This window comes from Pseudomonas sp. FSL L8-0168, assembly GCF_037976155.1.
Taxonomy (GTDB): domain Bacteria; phylum Pseudomonadota; class Gammaproteobacteria; order Pseudomonadales; family Pseudomonadaceae; genus Aquipseudomonas; species Aquipseudomonas paracarnis.
In genome coordinates, this window is sequence record NZ_CP150262.1 from 3,952,972 (window position 1) to 3,970,059 (window position 17,088).

The 17,088-nt window shown below is 60.2% G+C and carries 16 protein-coding genes; 6 read left to right on the top strand and 10 right to left on the bottom strand.

All coding sequences use genetic code 11. From position 1 onward, the window contains the following. Nucleotides 1-111 precede the first annotated feature (111 nt). Nucleotides 112-972 (top strand): MurR/RpiR family transcriptional regulator, encoded by an 861-nt coding sequence (locus MHH62_RS18095; RefSeq protein ID WP_169856377.1) that lies wholly within the window; start codon nucleotides 112-114, stop codon nucleotides 970-972. Between the two features lie 294 nt (nucleotides 973-1,266). Here the strand turns inward: MHH62_RS18095 and MHH62_RS18100 are convergent, their stop codons facing one another. The 10 genes from MHH62_RS18100 to MHH62_RS18145 all read right to left on the bottom strand — a co-directional run bounded on the left by MHH62_RS18100 (nucleotide 1,267) and on the right by MHH62_RS18145 (nucleotide 12,513). Further along, nucleotides 1,267-2,112 (bottom strand): D-hexose-6-phosphate mutarotase, encoded by an 846-nt coding sequence (locus MHH62_RS18100; protein WP_014719664.1) that lies wholly within the window; start codon nucleotides 2,110-2,112, stop codon nucleotides 1,267-1,269. Nucleotides 2,113-2,209: 97 nt separating this feature from the next. Beyond that, complete coding sequence (locus MHH62_RS18105) at nucleotides 2,210-3,556, bottom strand: carbohydrate porin (protein WP_003193760.1); 1,347 nt, start codon at nucleotides 3,554-3,556, stop codon at nucleotides 2,210-2,212. Nucleotides 3,557-3,641: 85 nt separating this feature from the next. Continuing rightward, on the bottom strand, nucleotides 3,642-4,802 hold the full coding sequence (ugpC, locus tag MHH62_RS18110) for a sn-glycerol-3-phosphate ABC transporter ATP-binding protein UgpC (protein WP_014719666.1): 1,161 nt from the start codon (nucleotides 4,800-4,802) through the stop codon (nucleotides 3,642-3,644). A gap of 2 nt (nucleotides 4,803-4,804) precedes the next feature. Continuing rightward, complete coding sequence (locus tag MHH62_RS18115) at nucleotides 4,805-5,650, bottom strand: carbohydrate ABC transporter permease (protein WP_003193763.1); 846 nt, start codon at nucleotides 5,648-5,650, stop codon at nucleotides 4,805-4,807. Continuing rightward, nucleotides 5,643-6,551 (bottom strand): sugar ABC transporter permease, encoded by a 909-nt coding sequence (locus MHH62_RS18120; protein ID WP_003193765.1) that lies wholly within the window; start codon nucleotides 6,549-6,551, stop codon nucleotides 5,643-5,645. The genes MHH62_RS18115 and MHH62_RS18120 overlap by 8 nt, the downstream gene beginning before the upstream one ends. Nucleotides 6,552-6,732: 181 nt before the next feature. Then, nucleotides 6,733-8,019, bottom strand: coding sequence for an ABC transporter substrate-binding protein (locus MHH62_RS18125; protein WP_003193767.1), 1,287 nt, complete (start codon nucleotides 8,017-8,019; stop codon nucleotides 6,733-6,735). A 104-nt stretch (nucleotides 8,020-8,123) separates the two neighbouring features. Next, nucleotides 8,124-9,383 carry an AGE family epimerase/isomerase gene (locus MHH62_RS18130; protein WP_339231566.1) on the bottom strand — a complete coding sequence of 420 codons (1,260 nt, stop codon included), beginning with the start codon at nucleotides 9,381-9,383 and terminating at the stop codon, nucleotides 8,124-8,126. A gap of 233 nt (nucleotides 9,384-9,616) precedes the next feature. Further along, nucleotides 9,617-10,441 carry an ATPase gene (locus MHH62_RS18135; RefSeq protein ID WP_044267739.1) on the bottom strand — a complete coding sequence of 275 codons (825 nt, stop codon included), beginning with the start codon at nucleotides 10,439-10,441 and terminating at the stop codon, nucleotides 9,617-9,619. Between the two features lie 127 nt (nucleotides 10,442-10,568). Further along, complete coding sequence (locus MHH62_RS18140; RefSeq protein WP_339231569.1) at nucleotides 10,569-11,567, bottom strand: NAD-dependent epimerase/dehydratase family protein; 999 nt, start codon at nucleotides 11,565-11,567, stop codon at nucleotides 10,569-10,571. 52 nt (nucleotides 11,568-11,619) lie between these two features. Further along, nucleotides 11,620-12,513: a LysR family transcriptional regulator ArgP gene (locus MHH62_RS18145; protein ID WP_003193773.1), complete on the bottom strand. Its 894-nt coding sequence runs from the start codon at nucleotides 12,511-12,513 to the stop codon at nucleotides 11,620-11,622. A 97-nt stretch (nucleotides 12,514-12,610) separates the two neighbouring features. On the opposite strand from MHH62_RS18145, the gene MHH62_RS18150 reads away from it, so the two are divergent. The 5 genes from MHH62_RS18150 to MHH62_RS18170 all read left to right on the top strand — a co-directional run bounded on the left by MHH62_RS18150 (nucleotide 12,611) and on the right by MHH62_RS18170 (nucleotide 16,970). Further along, nucleotides 12,611-13,012 (top strand): ACT domain-containing protein, encoded by a 402-nt coding sequence (locus MHH62_RS18150; protein WP_014719670.1) that lies wholly within the window; start codon nucleotides 12,611-12,613, stop codon nucleotides 13,010-13,012. A gap of 5 nt (nucleotides 13,013-13,017) precedes the next feature. Continuing rightward, nucleotides 13,018-13,617, top strand: coding sequence for a LysE family transporter (locus MHH62_RS18155; protein ID WP_014719671.1), 600 nt, complete (start codon nucleotides 13,018-13,020; stop codon nucleotides 13,615-13,617). Nucleotides 13,618-13,795: 178 nt separating this feature from the next. Further along, nucleotides 13,796-14,392, top strand: coding sequence for a Fe-Mn family superoxide dismutase (locus MHH62_RS18160; protein ID WP_339231570.1), 597 nt, complete (start codon nucleotides 13,796-13,798; stop codon nucleotides 14,390-14,392). Nucleotides 14,393-14,544: 152 nt separating this feature from the next. After that, nucleotides 14,545-14,733 (top strand): hypothetical protein, encoded by a 189-nt coding sequence (locus MHH62_RS18165; RefSeq protein WP_020303136.1) that lies wholly within the window; start codon nucleotides 14,545-14,547, stop codon nucleotides 14,731-14,733. A gap of 185 nt (nucleotides 14,734-14,918) precedes the next feature. After that, nucleotides 14,919-16,970, top strand: a complete 2,052-nt coding sequence (locus MHH62_RS18170) for an EAL domain-containing protein (RefSeq protein ID WP_339231573.1) — start codon at nucleotides 14,919-14,921, stop codon at nucleotides 16,968-16,970. Nucleotides 16,971-17,088: the final 118 nt, after the last annotated feature.

Consider the following 17,088-nt stretch of genomic DNA (forward strand, 5'->3'; position numbering starts at 1 on the left):
GGTGGTGTTCAGCTACCCTCAGTAGGATAGGCCACCGCGAAAAGCCACTCATCGATTGGTTACCGCCTTTTTATTTGCATCGTCGCCCGAAGGAAAGACTGAATGGACCGCGTGCGAAATCTTCTGGAACAGATCCGGAACCGCCTCGAAGAATTGAACAAGGCCGAGCGCAAAGTCGCTGAAGTGATCCTGCTCAACCCGCAGCAGGCCACACGCTTCTCGATCGCCGCCCTCGCCCAGGCCGCCTCGGTCAGTGAACCGACGGTCAACCGCTTCTGCCGTTCGTTCGGTGTCAGCGGTTACCCTGAACTCAAATTGCAGTTGGCGCAAAGCCTGGCCAGTGGCGCCGCGTATGTCAGCCGCGCCGTGGAGGCCGATGATAACCCCGAGGCCTACACCCAGAAGATCTTTGGCAGCGCCATTGCCTCCTTGGACAGTGCCTGCCAGGCCCTGGACCCGGCGCTGATCAGCAAGGCCGTGGACTTGTTGATCCAGGCACGGCAGATCCACTTCTTTGGCCTCGGCGCTTCAGCCCCGGTGGCCATGGATGCGTTGCACAAGTTCTTCCGCTTCAACCTGGCAGTGACCGCCCACGCCGACGTGCTGATGCAACGCATGATCGCCTCGGTGGCGCACACCGGTGAGTTGTTCGTGATCATTTCCTACACCGGCCGTACCCGCGAACTGGTGGAAGTGGCGCGTATCGCTCGGGAAAACGGTGCGTCGGTGCTGGGCGTGACCGCCGAAAACTCGCCGCTGGCCAAAGCCAGTACGGTGAGCCTGAACATCCCGCTGCCGGAAGACACGGATATCTACATGCCGATGACTTCTCGGATTATCCAATTGACGGTATTGGACGTGTTGGCAACGGGTATGACCCTGCGTCGCGGAGTGGATTTCCAGCCGCATTTGCGCAAGATCAAAGAGAGCTTGAATGACAGCCGATATCCGGTGGGGGATGAATTCAACTAAATCCGTGTCAACTGATCGTTCCCACGCTCCGCGTGGGAATGCCTCACTGGACGCTCTGCGTCTGCCTTTAGCGTCGTGACGCGGAGCGTCATAGGCTGCATTTCCACGCGGAGCGTGGGAACGATCATGAAAAGAGAGCTTGAATGACAGCCGATATCCGGTGGGGGATGAGTTCAACTAGCAGGCAGCTCTACCAGCAGTACCGGCGCTATCGCAGGCAAGCCAGCTCCCACATTTGGAATGCATTCCCCTGTGGGAGCTGGCTTGCCTGCGATAGCGCCATCAGCCACACCGCTAAACCCCTGCCCTGGCCTGCAAACTCAAATGCGCCCTCTCCCCCGGCGCCAGGCTCGCCGCCGCCATCGCCGCCTCCACACACACAAACCCCGACGCTTCGTTAAAGCTCACGCCCAACAGCGGCCGGCTGCCCGGGTGCCACACCACCGTGTCGGCGCTGTCGCCGGTGTCGATGCACAGTTCACGCTGCCAGGCGTGGTCCTTGAGCTGCAGTTCGCCCTCATGCTGGAACACCCGCTGGCATCCGCCATCGACCCGCAATTCGCCTTCCTGCTGGCAAACCTGGCGATTGAGCTGGTCATAACCCTGCGCCCCTTCGAGCCCAGACAGCGCTACCTCGTCAACGTGACCAATACGCCAGTAAGCGTGCAATGCATGGCTCAACTGGCACGGCAGCTCGTCGTGATGCTCGGTGCTCAGGCGCAGTTCCAGGGTTTCGCCCAAGTGTGCGTGCAAGTCCACCTGCCAGTCGCACAGTTGCAATTGCCAGTGCAGGCGCACGCCGTCATCGTCAGTGCTGCTGTCGAGCAGTTTCCAGTCGATCAAGCGGGCCCAACCGTGGGAAGGCCAGGCATTTTCGCTGGGGTGACGGCCATACCACGGCCAGCACACCGGTACGCCACCACGGATAGCCCCGACTTGCGGCCATTTGGCGGCACACCACAGCCACGGCTTTTGGCCGGTGGGTTGAAAGTGCAGCAATTGCGCACCCTGGCGACTGAACACCGCCTGGCACAGCGGATGGTCGATCACCAACACATCGCGCATCTGAAAGCGCTCCCAGGCGAACACCGGACGCTCGCGCAGGGATTTGAAAAAGCGTTGCAGCGGTTGCTCGTGCATGTGCCAGGTCCCGAATATCACAGTGCCACGCAAAAAAAAGCGGATAGCCATGGCTACCCGCAAATGCGCACAGAGAGAGGAGCTTATCGCAACAGCGTTAGAACGTAGACTGAATTTTCAGGCCCGCTACCAGCGCGTTGTCGACTTTATCCACGCCGCCAGGCTGGACAACGTACTGCAGGTTCGGACGCACAGTCAGCCAGTTGGTGACGTGGAAACCGTAGTTGAGTTCGACGTTGTACTCAGTCTCACGAATCGGCGTGTACAGCGGATTGTCGTAGTCGCTCACGCCCCTGGCGTCGTTGAGCAGCTCCGAGTTTTTCTTCACATCATTGTTGACATGCAGGCGAGCGACGCCAATGCCGACGTCATCTTTTGGACGCGCGTCGAATGGGCCTTTGTACACGAGCATCAACGACTGGTAGTTGTCGACCAGGTTGGTTTCCTTGTCATGGAAGGTCGCGTTGGCGGCAATGTTCAAACCACGGGAAGCGTCGCCGTTATGGGTGGTGAGTTGCTGTTGCGCAACGAACCAGTAGCCTTTCTTGCTGCTGCGGGTACGGAAGTCGGCGCCGCTGAGGACCGCATCGTTACCGTTGACGTCTTCACGTACATCCGGAGCATCGGCCGCACTTTTATAGAAACCCACACGGTATTCGCCCGGCAGGTTATTAACCTTCGGCGACCAGACCAATTCCACCGGAATCACGGTGCCCTTGGTACCACTGCCGCTGAGTTTGAAGCCGTTGCCGTGCTCCAGCTGCGACGGGTTCTGGTTGTAGGCACCGATTTGCGCATACAGCTCAGGCGTGATGTTGTATTTCACGCGGATAGCGGCCTGGGCGACCGGCCAGTTGTACCAGGTATTGACGTAGTTACCGACCTGGGAGCCGCAGAACGACAGGTTCTGGAAGTCGCAAGGGAAGGTGTTGAAGTCTTCGCCTTCACCGAAGTAACCGAGCTTCACGTCCAGCTTGTTGTCGAACATCTGGTGCTGAATCCAGAACTGGGTCAAACGCACCATGTGGCCACGGCCATACACTTCTTGCGAGGAACTCAAGGTGCCGGCACGCGGGTCGCCAATGCGGTCATTGGAGATGTTCTGGCCATTACGGTTGGTCAACTGGATCTTGGCCTGGGTGTTATCCCAGCCCCACAGTTTTTGCAGGTCCAGTGCCACGCCCAGACCGAACTGGTCGGAGTAACGACCGGTCTTGTCGTCGTTGTAGCCGCCGTGGGCGTTGTAGCCCATCTCGCCCACGTAGTCGGCCTTGATGTCGATACCTTGCTCGATCAGCTTGGTACGCTCGCCGCCCCAATCGCCGGTCATCCACTTGGAATCAGCGCTGAATGCATCGGCCGCCATCGCATTGGCGGACAATACAAGGGCTGCTGCCGCTGACAGTTGGCAGATCAGCCGGGTGTTGTTGTGTTGCTTTTTCATCCCTACATCCTCGTCTTTATTGTTATTAAACTGTTTTTATCTAACGCGGGTTACATTTTTTAATTAAAACAATCACTTATCTTGCTTAACGGCCCTTGAACTGGGTCACATTGTCGGCATGCCCCTGTGCCGGCAATGAAGCCACTGCGCCCAACCGCTCACCGGTCTTGGCGTCAAACAGCAATACCTTGGCCGGGTCGAACTGCAAGGTCAGGGTCTCGCCCACTTGCGGTGCCACGTCCGGCGCCAAACGGCAGCAGACCTTGGTGTCGTTGAGCTGCACAAACACCAGGGTGTCCGGGCCGGTCGGCTCGGTGACCTGGACTTCGGCACGAATGCTCGACGAGCCATTACCCTCGCCCGCTGCCAGCACGATCTGCTCCGGACGCAGGCCCAGGATCACATCGCGGTCTTCCAGCCCGGCGTCATTCATGCCCAACGCCAACTCGCAACGGGCCTGGCCGCTGTCGAGCACCGCCACCAGATCACCGTTCTGGCGTTTTAGGCGCATGGGAACGAAGTTCATCGGTGGTGAACCGATAAAGCTTGCCACAAACAGGTTGGCAGGGTCGTTGTAAATTTCTTTTGGCGTGCCGAATTGCTGGATGATCCCGTCCTTCATCACCGCCACTTTGTCGCCCAGGGTCATCGCTTCGATCTGGTCGTGGGTCACGTAGACGGTGGTGGTTTTCAGACGCTGGTGCATCAGCTTCATTTCGGTACGCATCTCGACGCGCAGCTTGGCGTCGAGGTTAGACAGCGGTTCGTCGAACAGGTAGATCTTCGGCCGGCGCGCCAGGGCACGGCCCATGGCCACGCGCTGTTGCTGGCCACCGGACAACTGGCCCGGCTTGCGGTTGAGCAGGTGTTCGATCTGCAGCAACTTGGCCACGCGCGCCACTTCGGCGTCGATGTCGGCTTGCGGCATCTTGCGGATCTTGAGGCCGAACTCGATGTTCTCGCGCACGCTCATGGTCGGGTACAGCGCGTAGGACTGGAACACCATGGCGATGTCACGGTCCTTGGGGCTCATGCCGCTCACGTCTTGATCACCGATCATGATCGCGCCGCCGGTGATGGTCTCAAGGCCAGCGATGCAGTTCATCAGCGTGGATTTACCACAGCCCGACGGGCCGACCAGGATGAGGAACTCGCCTTCCTTGATCGACAGTTCGATGTTCTTCAAGGTGTCGGGCAGGCCGGCGCCATAAGTCTTGTTTACATTGCGAAGTTCAAGCGTAGCCATGATTACCCCTTGACCGCGCCAGCCGTAAGGCCGCGCACGAAATACTTGCCTGCGATCACATAGACCAGCAGGGTCGGCAGCCCGGCGATCATCGCCGCCGCCATATCCACGTTATATTCCTTGGCCCCGGTACTGGTGTTGACCAGGTTGTTCAGCGCCACCGTGATGGGCTGGGAGTCGCCACTGGAGAACACCACGCCGAACAGGAAGTCGTTCCAGATCTGGGTGAACTGCCAGATCAGGCAGACCATGATGATCGGCGTCGACATCGGCAGGATGATCCGGCGGAAGATGGTGAAGAACCCCGCTCCGTCCAGGCGTGCGGCCTTGATCAGCGCATCCGGGATGCTCACGTAGTAGTTACGGAAGAACAGCGTGGTGAACGCCAGGCCGTAGACCACGTGGATAAACACCAGGCCGGTGGTGGTGCTGGCCAGGCCCATCTTGCCGAGGGTGAACGACGCGGGCAGCAACACGGTCTGGAACGGCAGGAAGCAGCCGAACAGCAACAGGCCAAAGAACAGCTGCGAACCGCGGAAGCGCCAGAACGACAGCACGTAGCCGTTCAAGGCGCCGATAGCGGTAGAGATCAGCACAGCAGGAACGGTGATCTTGATCGAGTTCCAGAAGTAGCCATCCACGGTGGCCCAGGCTTTCACCCAGCCGATGCCGCTGACCACGGTGGGCCAGCTCAGCAGGTTACCGGTGCTGATGTCTTCCGGGGTCTTGAAGCTGGTGAGCAGCATCACCACCAGCGGCACCAGGTACAGCAGCACCGCCAGGATCAGCACCGCGTAGATCGCGATGCGGCTCAGGCTGATGGCAGGTTTGGCGGCGAGACTAGTCATTACGCTTGGTCCTCAGCTCGGAATACAGGTACGGCACGATGATCGCGAGGATCGCACCGAGCATCAGGATTGCACTGGCCGAGCCCATGCCCATCTGGCCGCGACTGAAGGTGAACGAGTACATGAACATCGCCGGCAGGTCGGACGAGTAGCCCGGGCCGCCTGCGGTCATCGCCGCCACCAGGTCGAAGCTCTTGATCGCAATGTGCGCCAGGATCATCACCGCACTGAAGAACACCGGACGCAGGCTGGGCAGCACCACGCTCCAGTAGATACGCGGCAGGCTCGCGCCGTCGATCTGCGCAGCGCGGATGATCGACTGATCAACACCGCGCAGGCCGGCGAGGAACATCGCCATGATAAAGCCGGAGGCTTGCCACACAGCGGCAATCACCAGGCAGTAGACCACGCGGTCCGGGTCGATCAGCCAATCGAGACGGAAGCCTTCCCAGCCCCAGTCCCGCAGGAGTTTGTCCAGGCCCATGCCCGGGTTGAGCAACCATTTCCAGGCGGTACCGGTGACGATCATGGAGAGCGCCATCGGGTACAGGTAAATGGTGCGGATAAAGCCTTCGCGGCGGATTTTCTGGTCGAGGAAAATCGCCAGCAGCACGCCGATCACCAGGGTGATACCGATGAACATGCCGCCGAACACGGCCAGGTTCTTGCTCGCCACCCACCAGCGGTCGTTGTCGAACAGCCGCTGATACTGCGCCAGGCCCGCCCATTTGTAGCTGGGCAGGAAGGTCGAGGTGGTGAACGACAGCACGAACGTCCACAGGATGTAGCCATAAAAGCCCACCAGCACGATGAACATGCTCGGCGCCAGCACCAGTTTAGGGAGCCAGCGCTGCAGCACATCGAATGGCGAGGCCTTGCTGAACACAGCAACAGAACTCATGGGAAAATCCAGTACAGGGAAAAAGGACTACAAGGTGAGTCTCTTGTCGAACGCGGTTTGTGTGGGAGCTGGCTTGTCGAATCGTCGCACCGCTGCGATGGCATCACCTCGGTGTAACCGGCACACCAAGTTGCCTGCATCGCGGGCAAGCCCGGCTCCCACAAAAATCCGCTACCAAGTCTTACTTGGCTGACTTGATCGCAGCACCCAGCTTCTTGGCGGTATCGGCCGGGTCGGCTTTCGGGTCGTTGATGAAGTTGGTCACGACATCAAAGAACGCACCCTGTACCGCCAGGGTCGTGGCCATGTTGTGCGCCATGCTTGGCTGCAGGCCGCCAGTCTTTGCGTCGGCCAGGAAGTCCTTGGCGGCGGTCTGGGCGCAGGAATCAAAGCCGTAGGATTCCATCTTGGTCAGCATGTCGTTACGCACAGGGATCGAGCCCTTGTTGATGCTGAACACCTTCTGGAAGTTTTCACCCAGCACCACTTTGGCGATGTCCTGCTGGCCCGCGGCAGTGCCTTTGTCTTTCTGCTTGAACACCGCCAGGGAGTCGATGTTGTAGGTGAAGGCTTTGTCGGTGCCCGGGAACGCTACGCACTCATAATCCTTGCCGGCGACTTTCTTGGCCGCAGTCCATTCGGACTTGGCCCAGTCACCCATGATCTGCATGCCGGCCTTGCCGTTGATGACCTTGCCAGCTTCCAGGTTCCAGTCCTGGCCCTTGCCGTCGACGTCCATGTAGGTCGCGACTTTCTTCAGCTCGGTGAGGGCCTTGACCATCTCTGGGCCAGTCAGGGCGCCGTTATCAAGGTCGACCAGGGCTTTCTTGTAACCATCAGCACCCATGACCGAGAGCACCACTGCTTCGAACACGGTGCTGTCCTGCCAAGGCTGGCCGCCGTGGGCGAGCGCAATGAAGCCTGCGGCCTTGAGCTTGTCGCCCGCTGCGTAGAATTCTTCGAGGGTGGTTGGGTTCTTGGTGATGCCGGCTTTCTTGAAGACTTCCGGGTTGATCCACAGCCAGTTTACGCGGTGGATGTTCACCGGCACGGCGACGTAGTCACCGTCGTATTTCACGGTGTCGGAGACTTTCTTGTCGAGCAGCGAGTCCCACTTTTCTTCTTTGGCGACGTCTTTGAGCACGTCGGTGTCGAGCAGGCCAGTCGACGCCCATTCCTGTATGTCGGGGCCTTTGATCTGGGCAACGCCTGGCGGGTTGCCAGCGACCGCGCGGCTTTTGAGCACGGTCATGGCAGTGGCGCCACCGCCACCGGCTACAGCACCGTCTTTCCAGGTGAAGCCGTCTTTCTCAACTTGGGCCTTCAGGACATCCACAGCCGCTTTTTCACCGCCGGAGGTCCACCAATGCACCACTTCCACCGTACCTTTGGAGTCGGCGGCAAATGCACTTAGGGGGAACAACGAGGCAATGGAAATAGCGACGGCGAGGCGATTAATCGCGTTCATCTGAGTACCTTTTCTTGTTGTTATGCATGCAAGTCTAGAGCTTGCGCTGCACGGAGTTTAAACATGGATTTTCAGGGTGCAGGTAACAAAGGGACGCACAAATGTCACCACTTGGTGACATAGCATCCGCTGCCCAATGCACTGGCCAAGCTGGGTGCCAAGGGCAGTGCAGGCAGCACGACCGCTTGCCAGGCATGGTACAGGTCAGGTTTGCCGCCCCAGATTTTACTGCTGGGTTGGTTGTGCGGGCTGAGCTCGTGGTGCCAGCTGCCCTGGAGCCGGTCGATGAAGTGGGCTTCGCAAAACTCCCAGAAGCGTCGGTACCAGGTTTCGTAATGCAGTTCGCCGCTACGTTTGAGCAGCGCCTGAGCGGCGGCGCTGGCTTCAGCATGGGTCCAGTGCAGGCGCTCGCGTACCACCGGGCGCTGGTTCCAATCCAAAGTGTAGACAAGGCCCGGCGCACCATCCACCGCCCAGGCGTACTCGCAGGCACTGGCGAACAGGCCTTTGGCGTCGCTCACCAGCCAGTCTGGCGTGGCCAGCTTGGCCTTGAGGCGCGCAGCTTCCAGGTGCAGCAGCAACCGCGCCCATTCAAAACCATGGCCGGGCGTAATGCCGTAAGGACGAAAGCCATCGGCGGGGTTGTCTTGGTTGTAACCGAGCAAGGGCTTCCACTGCGCGTCGAAATGCTCGATGACCATGAACTGGTTGCCGGCGGCATGGGTGTGGATCACTCGCTCGACAATGCGCAGCGCGCGGTCCAGCCAGCGTGTATCGCCGCTGACATCGGCCAGCGCCAGGAAGGCTTCGGTGGCGTGCATGTTGCTGTTGGCGCCACGATAGGCTTCGACGCCGCTCCAGTCCCGGGCAAAAGATTCGAGCATGACGCCCTCCTCTTCGCTCCAGAAGAACTGGTCGATGATATGGATGGCGTCGTTCATCAATGTTTGTGCACCCGGCGCGCCGGCCACTACGGCAGAGCTGGCCGCGAGGGCCACGAAGGCGTGCAGGTAGGCGGCCTTGCCGGTGTTGCCGTCAGCCCCCTGGGGCGCGGCGAACCAGCCACCGTGCTCGCTGTCGCGCAGCGGGCCGCTGAGCGCCGCCACACCGTGCGCCACCAACTCGGCATAACCCGGCAACCCCATGGCATGGGCCATGGCAAAGCTGTGGGTCATGCGCGCAGTGTTCATGGTTTCGGCGCGGGCGTTGGCCGGCAATTGGCCTTTATCGTCAAGGTTGCCGAAACCGTCCGGCAGGCGCGATGCCTTGGCGAACGCCAGCAGGCGCTGGCCTTCGGCGGCGAGCCAGGCGTGATGGGCAGGTGCATTCAGCCAACTGCTGGCAGGCAGTGGATGGGTGGTCATGGGTGGCCCTTATTGTTTTTTTGGGATGACCGGAGTCTAAACAAGGGCGTGGGATGGGCAAGTAACGAAAGGGATGGCAAATGTCACCAAATGGTGACAATCAACACCCTAATCCTAATGTAGGAGCGAGCTTGCTCGCGAAAAGCCAACAAGCGCCGCGCTTATCCAGGAAACCCGCGTGATCGTTAACGTTTTTCGCGAGCAAGCTCGCTCCTACACAAGGCGATTTTCGGTCATTGGCCCAGTGGGGTGGCCGCAGCCGGCGCATTGAGACGCTGATTCAAGTTCTGCACCTGGCTCTGCAAGGTGGTGATATTGCGCGTGGTCTGGATACGGAACACGTCGAATTCCTTGTTGGTCGGTGCGTCGACGTTGGCCGGCTGGTTTTCCTGGGCGCTCTTGAGTACCAGCAGGTCCTGCTCGAGACGGGCGATGGCCGCGCTTGGGTTGCCTTGCTTCTTCAAGGCAGCCACATCGGTGGCCAGGCCCTTGACCTCGGCCTGCGCTGCCGTGAGGCTGGCGACTGCGTCGGTAAGGGCCTGCACCTGGCCTTGCAGCTTGGTGTTGGCCGCTGTCAGTTCGGTGGTGCTGGCACTCATCTGCGCCAGGCGGCTGTCCAGTTCGGTGGCCTGCCCCGCGACGCCCAACTGTTGCTTGCCCTGCTCCTGCAACTGGGCTTCCAGCTGCTTGATCTGCAGTTTCAAGGCTTCGCTGCCGTTGTTCACATTGGCTTCGCTGGCCACGACCTTGCCGGAAATCGCCTGCAGGCGCCCCGCCGCTTCCTCGCTGATGCGGGCAAAGCTTTCCTGGGTGGCGACCAACTGCTGGCCCATCAGGGAGATCTGCTGAAAGCTCCACCAGGCCAGGCCCGCGAAGGCGATCAACAGCGCGCCAACCAATGCCCACAACGGCCCAGTGCTGGCGCTCTTGACCTTGACCACGGGCGTCGTTCGCGAACGCACCGACGTCGCGGCGGTCGGCACGAAATCATCGTCATCCCCACTATCGGCCCGCAGGCTGGGAACGTTGTCGAAGTCGTCTTTAGCATCGTTACGCATGAATCTACCCTGAATCAATGAGATGGCTGGCTGCAAGGCCGAGCGGCAGGAGTATAAACCGCACTCCCGGCGCATGGATCGACTCGGAACCTGGAATTGGGTTCCCGAAGTGTTGCTGCTTATGAGCTTATTGGCGGCCCGGGTCCTGGGCTTTCCACCAGCTGCAGAACTCGTCGAGCGCGGCCCACAGGCTGACCTTGGGCTCGTAGTCGAGATAATGCCTGGCGCGACTGATGTCGAGGGTGAAATCTTTGTTCATCACCTGCATGCCCAGGCGCGACAATGCCGGTTCCGGCCGCCCCGGCCACATCGCGCAGAAGGCTTCATTCAAGGCTGCCACGCTGTAGGCCACACCGTAGGAGCGGTAACGGGTCACCTGGGGCAGCTCCATTTGCCGCATCACGTAGTTCACCACATCCCAGATCGGCACCGGTGCGCCGTTGCTGATGTTGTAGGCTTTGCCCAGCGCCGAGCCGGTGGCGAGCAAACTGCTGAGCAGCGCCTCGTTAAGGTTGTGCACACTGGTGAAGTCGACTTTGTTCAAGCCGTCGCCGATGATCGCCAGGTGGTTCTTGCGCTGCATTTTCAGCAGGCGCGGGAAGATGCTCATATCGCCGGCCCCGGTAACAAACCGTGGGCGCAGGGCTATCACTTCCAAGCCGAATTCCTGGGCGCCGAACACCTTCTGCTCGGCCAGGTACTTGGTGGCGGCATAGGGATGCTTGAAACGCTTGGGCACTTGTTCTTCGGTGAGCCCCAGGTGGTCCCTGCCATCGAAGTAGATCGACGGTGACGATAGGTGCACCAGGCGCCCGACGCGCTGTTTCAGGCAGGCTTCGACGACGTTTTCGGTGACCAGCACGTTGTTCTGGTGGAAGCCCTGATACTTGCCCCACAGCCCGACGGCGCCGGCGCAATGCACCACGGCTTCGACATCGCGGCACAGGTCGCGCACCAGGTCGGCGTCATTCAAGTCACCCTGGATAAACTCGGCACCACGCCGTACCAGGTGTTCCACACCCTCGGCGCGCCGCCCGTTGACCCGCACGTCCAGGCCCTGCTCAAGGGCGAAGCGCGCAAAGCGCCCGCCGATGAAGCCGCTTGCGCCGGTGACCAGAATTTTCATGTAGTACTCCGTGTTCTTTCGTTTTTCATCGCTGTTGCCTTGACGCGCGCCATCACTCCAACGGCACCAACCAATGACCACACACATCGGCCAGATGGTCGGTCAACAAGCCCAACAGTTGTCCGCCACTGCGCCAATGATGCCAGTACAGCGGCACATCGATGGGCTTATCTGGCAATAACTCGACCAATACGCCGGTTTCCAACTGGTCGCGCACCTGCAATTCAGGCACCAAGCCCCAGCCCAGGCCGGCTTCTGTCAGGCGGATAAAGCCTTCGGATGACGGGCATAGATGGTGTTCGAAACCACCGTCCACTCCCAGGGACGCCAGGTAGCGGTGCTGCAGGAAATCATCCGGGCCGAACACCAGCGCAGGCGTGCGCGCCAATTGGTCGGCCCGCACGCCCCCAGGAAAATGCCGCGCCAGAAAGGCCGGGCTGGCCAGCGCCCGATAACGCATGGCGCCCAGCAACAGGCTGCGGGCACCGGCCACGGGGCGCTCGCTGGCGCAAATGCAGGCCGCCACTTCACCGGCGCGCATGCGTTTGAGGCCCACGGTCTGGTCTTCGACCACCAGGTCCAGCAGCAAATGCTGTTCGGCGCAGAAGTCGCTGACCGCCTCGGCCCACCAAGTGGCGAGGCTGTCGGCATTCAGGGCAATGCGCAGACGCTCGGGCATGCCCTCCTCGTCCAGGGCCGGCACCTGGCTTTGCAGGTCACGCTCCAGCAAGCGCACCTGTTGCACATGGTTGAGCAAGCGCCGGCCGATATCGGTGGGCGTCGGCGGCGAGGCGCGTATCAACACCGGCTGGCCAATACGCGCTTCCAATAGCTTGATGCGTTGAGAGATGGCTGACTGCGACAGCCCCAGCACCTGGGCACCGCGCTCAAAGCCGGCTTGTTCCACCACCGCCGCCAGGGCAGAAAGCAATTTATAGTCGAACATCAGTTTCTCTAATGAGCGATCAGCAATATTGGTTTTTCTTATACAGGCTCTCCCGTGAAAATGACCAGCATTGCTTCCCCACTTAAGGAAACCTCACATGGCTGGCGAAACCGCCCTGACCACTTTATTGCGCAGCATGAGCCCGCAGTTGAATGACGGCGACTATGTGTTCTGCACCCTTCCCGACAACCGTATCCCTGCGGGCTGCGAGGTCATCGGCAGTTTTCGTGAACAGGAAGGGCTGACGGTGATTGTCGAACGACAACAGGCCGAACAGGCTGGGTTGAGCTTCGACTATCTCGCCGCCTGGATCACCCTGAATGTGCATTCCGCCCTTGAAGCCGTGGGCCTGACCGCCGCCTTCGCCAGCGCGCTGGGCCAAGCCGGTATCAGTTGCAACGTGATCGCCGGCTACTACCACGACCACCTGTTCGTCGGCCGCGCCGATGCCCAGCGGGCCATGGACGTATTACGGCAATTGGCAGCGAACGCGGAGTAAACCCTATGTGGCAAAGCTATGTGAACGGATTGCTGGTCGCTCTCGGCCTGATCATGGCGATCGGCACCCAAAATGCCTTTGTATTGGCACAAAGCCTGCGCCGCGAACATCATTTACCGGTGGCGGCGCTGTGCATCGTGTGCGATGCGATTTTAGTAGCCGCCGGGGTATTCGGGCTGGCCACCGTGCTGGCGCAAAGCCCGATACTGCTGGCGGTGGCACGCTGGGGCGGCGCAGCGTTCTTGCTTTGGTACGGCGCATGCGCGCTACGCAGGGCCTGCTCGAAACAGAGCCTGGACCAAAGCGACAGCCTCAAGACACGCTCAATGCGCGCCGTGCTGCTGAGCGCCTTGGCGGTCACCTTGCTCAACCCCCATGTCTACCTGGACACCGTCCTGCTGATCGGCTCCCTGGGCGCGCAACAAACCGAACCGGGTGCTTATGTAGCCGGAGCAGCCAGTGCCTCGTTCCTGTGGTTCTCCACCCTGGCGCTGGGCGCGGCATGGCTGGCACCCTGGTTGGCACGCCCGGCCACCTGGCGCCTGCTGGACCTGCTGGTCGCGGTAATGATGTTCTGGGTGGCCTATCAACTGATCAGCGCCTGAGCAATATTCCAAAACGCTCTGGAACCTCTATCCCACACAGTTGTTGCGTGGTTATGCCGCACCCCCGGTGCTATGATCGGACCCCTGCGCCGCAAAGAGTACAAACTCCCCGGCGCATGTTTGGCCGCCCGTGATCGGCCTTGCGCTCACCGCAACTGACCTGATTAGGAGAATCATCATGGCTTTCGAATTGCCGCCGCTGCCCTACGCACACGATGCCCTGCAGCCGCACATCTCCAAGGAAACCTTGGAGTACCACCACGACAAGCACCACAACACCTATGTCGTGAACCTGAACAACCTGGTGCCTGGCACCGAGTTCGAAGGCAAGACCCTGGAAGAGATCGTCAAGTCTTCCTCGGGCGGTATCTTCAACAACGCCGCTCAGGTCTGGAACCACACCTTCTACTGGAACTGCCTGGCGCCAAACGCCTGCGGTCAACCAACCGGCGCGCTGGCTGAAGCCATCAACGCTGCGTTCGGTTCGTTCGACAAGTTCAAGGAAGAGTTCACCAAGACTTCGGTTGGCACCTTCGGTTCCGGTTGGGGCTGGCTGGTGAAAAAGGCTGACGGTTCCCTGGCCCTGGCCAGCACCATCGGCGCCGGCAACCCGCTGACCAACGGCGACACCCCGCTGCTGACCTGCGACGTGTGGGAACACGCCTACTACATCGACTACCGCAACGTGCGTCCAAAGTATGTGGAAGCGTTCTGGAACCTGGTCAACTGGAAGTTCGTGGCTGAGCAGTTCGAAGGCAAGGCCTTCACTGCCTAAGCGATGCTTGCAGTAGGAAAAGCCCGGCGATTGCCGGGCTTTTTTTTGGGCGACGAGTGTGGATCGGCCGAAAAAATGGAACTCATTGAGACGAACCGGCCACGTAGTCGATGAGAGGAATACACCTCTCATCCAACGCAGGAGAGTCAACTATGGAACCAGTTTCGATGATGGCCGCCGCCGGCGCCGCCGCCTCGGTGGCACTGCCCATTGCAGGAAAAGCGGCCGAGATGGGAATGGATCTACTCAAGGACGTGATTGACCGTGTCACGGACGGAGCCCAAGGCGGCCAACTGGGCGCGGATCCACAGTCATCTGCCCCACCACAGATTAATTTTTAATCAAGCAACCACTTGCCCCCCCGCAAGGCAACATTCACGGCGGATTCCATCCGCCGTTTTCCTGCCCACCGTCGCTGCAAAGCGCCACCTCCCTTCCCACAGTAATGTCCCTTTGACTGCCCTCCCCAGATTGCCAATACTCATGGCATATTGACGGCCACCCGCATGAGACAAGGAATGCCCCTTTGAAGCTGGAACTCAAGAACAGCTTGTCGGTGAAGTTGCTACGGGTTGTGCTGCGGTCGGCCTTGATCGTGGGTGTGGCGCTGAGCGTGGCGCAGATCGTTTTTGATGCCTACAAGACACGCCAGGCCGTGGCGGGCGATGCCCAGCGCATCCTCGACATGTTTCGCGACCCCTCGACCCAGGCCGTGTACAGCCTGGATCGCGAGATGGGCATGCAGGTGATCGAAGGTCTGTTCCAGGACGATGCTGTGCGCATGGCCTCTATCGGCCATCCCAACGAGACCATGTTGGCGGAAAAAAGCCGCCCTTTACAGCGGTCCCCCAGCCGCTGGCTGACCGACCTGATTCTTGGCCAGGAACGATCCTTTACTACCGCGTTAGTCGGCAAGGGCCCCTACAGCGAATATTACGGCGACCTGAGCATCACCCTCGACACCGCCACCTATGGCCGAAGTTTCCTGGTCAGCTCGGTCATCATCTTTATCTCGGGCGTATTGCGCGCCCTGGTCATGGGGCTGGTGCTGTACCTGGTGTATCACTGGATGCTGACCAAACCGCTGTCGCGGATGCTCCAACACCTGACCTCGATCAACCCGGACCGCCCCAGCGAGCACAAGATCCCTCAGCTCAAGGGTCATGAACGCAACGAACTGGGACAGTGGATAAACACCGCCAACCAATTGCTCGAATCCATTGAGCGCAATACCCACCTGCGGCACGAGGCCGAGTCCAGCCTGTTGCGCATGGCCCAGTACGACTTCCTGACCGGCCTGCCGAACCGCCAGAAGTTGCAGGCGCAACTGGACAAGATCCTAACGGACGCTGGCCGCCGGCAACGCCGTGTCGCGGTGTTATGCGTGGGGCTGGATGACTTCAAGAGCGTCAACGAGCAATTCACCTACCAGGCCGGCGACAAACTCTTGCTGGCCCTGGCCGACCGCCTGCGCGCCCATAGTGGCCGCCTGGGCACGCTCGCCCGCCTGGGCGGCGACCAGTTCGCCTTGGTGCAAGCCGATATCGACCAGCCCTACGAGGCCGCCGAACTGGCACAAAGCATCCTCGATGACCTGGAGGCTGAATTCGCCCTCGACCACGACCTGATCCGCCTGCGCGCCACCATCGGCATCACGCTGTTTCCGGAAGATGGCGACAGCACCGAGAAGTTGCTGCAAAAAGCCGAGCAGACCATGACCCTGGCCAAGAGCCGCTCGCGCAACCGCTATCAGTTTTATATCGCCAGCGTCGACAGCGAAATGCGCCGGCGCCGTGAACTGGAGAAAGACCTGCGCGATGCCCTGAGCCGCGAGCAGTTCCACCTGGTGTACCAACCGCAAATCAGCTATCGCGACCATCAGGTGGTCGGCGTGGAGGCCCTGCTGCGCTGGCAACACCCGGAACATGGGCTGGTACCGCCGGACTTGTTTATCCCGCTGGCGGAACAGAACGGCACCATCATTCCCATTGGCGAATGGGTGCTGGACCAAGCGTGCCGGCAATTGCGCGAATGGCATGACCAGGGTTTCACGGCGCTGCGCATGGCCGTCAACCTGTCCACGGTGCAACTGCACCACACCGAATTGCCGAGGGTGGTCAACAACCTGATGCAGATCTATCGCCTGCCGCCACGCAGCCTGGAGCTGGAAGTCACCGAGACCGGCCTGATGGAAGACATTAGCACCGCCGCCCAGCATCTGCTGAGCCTGCGTCGCTCCGGGGCGCTGATCGCCATTGATGACTTCGGCACCGGCTATTCCTCCCTGAGTTACCTCAAAAGCCTGCCACTGGACAAGATCAAGATCGACAAGAGCTTCGTCCAGGACCTGCAGGACGACGACGATGACGCAACCATCGTGCGCGCCATTATCCAATTGGGTAAAAGCCTGGGCATGCAGGTGATTGCCGAAGGGGTGGAGACCGCCGAACAGGAGGCCTACATCATCTCCGAGGGGTGCCATGAAGGGCAGGGTTATCACTACAGCAAACCGCTGCAGGCCCGGGAGTTGACGGCTTATCTGAAGCAGTCCGAACGTAATAACGCCGTGAGTCTTTGAATTTACACTTCGATACTCAATATTTCCCGCGTATAAGCCTTTACACAAAATGCAAATCTTTCGCATTATGTCGCAGCGTTTGCGCTCCCCGCGCGCCCTTTCAACAACCGAAGCAGGA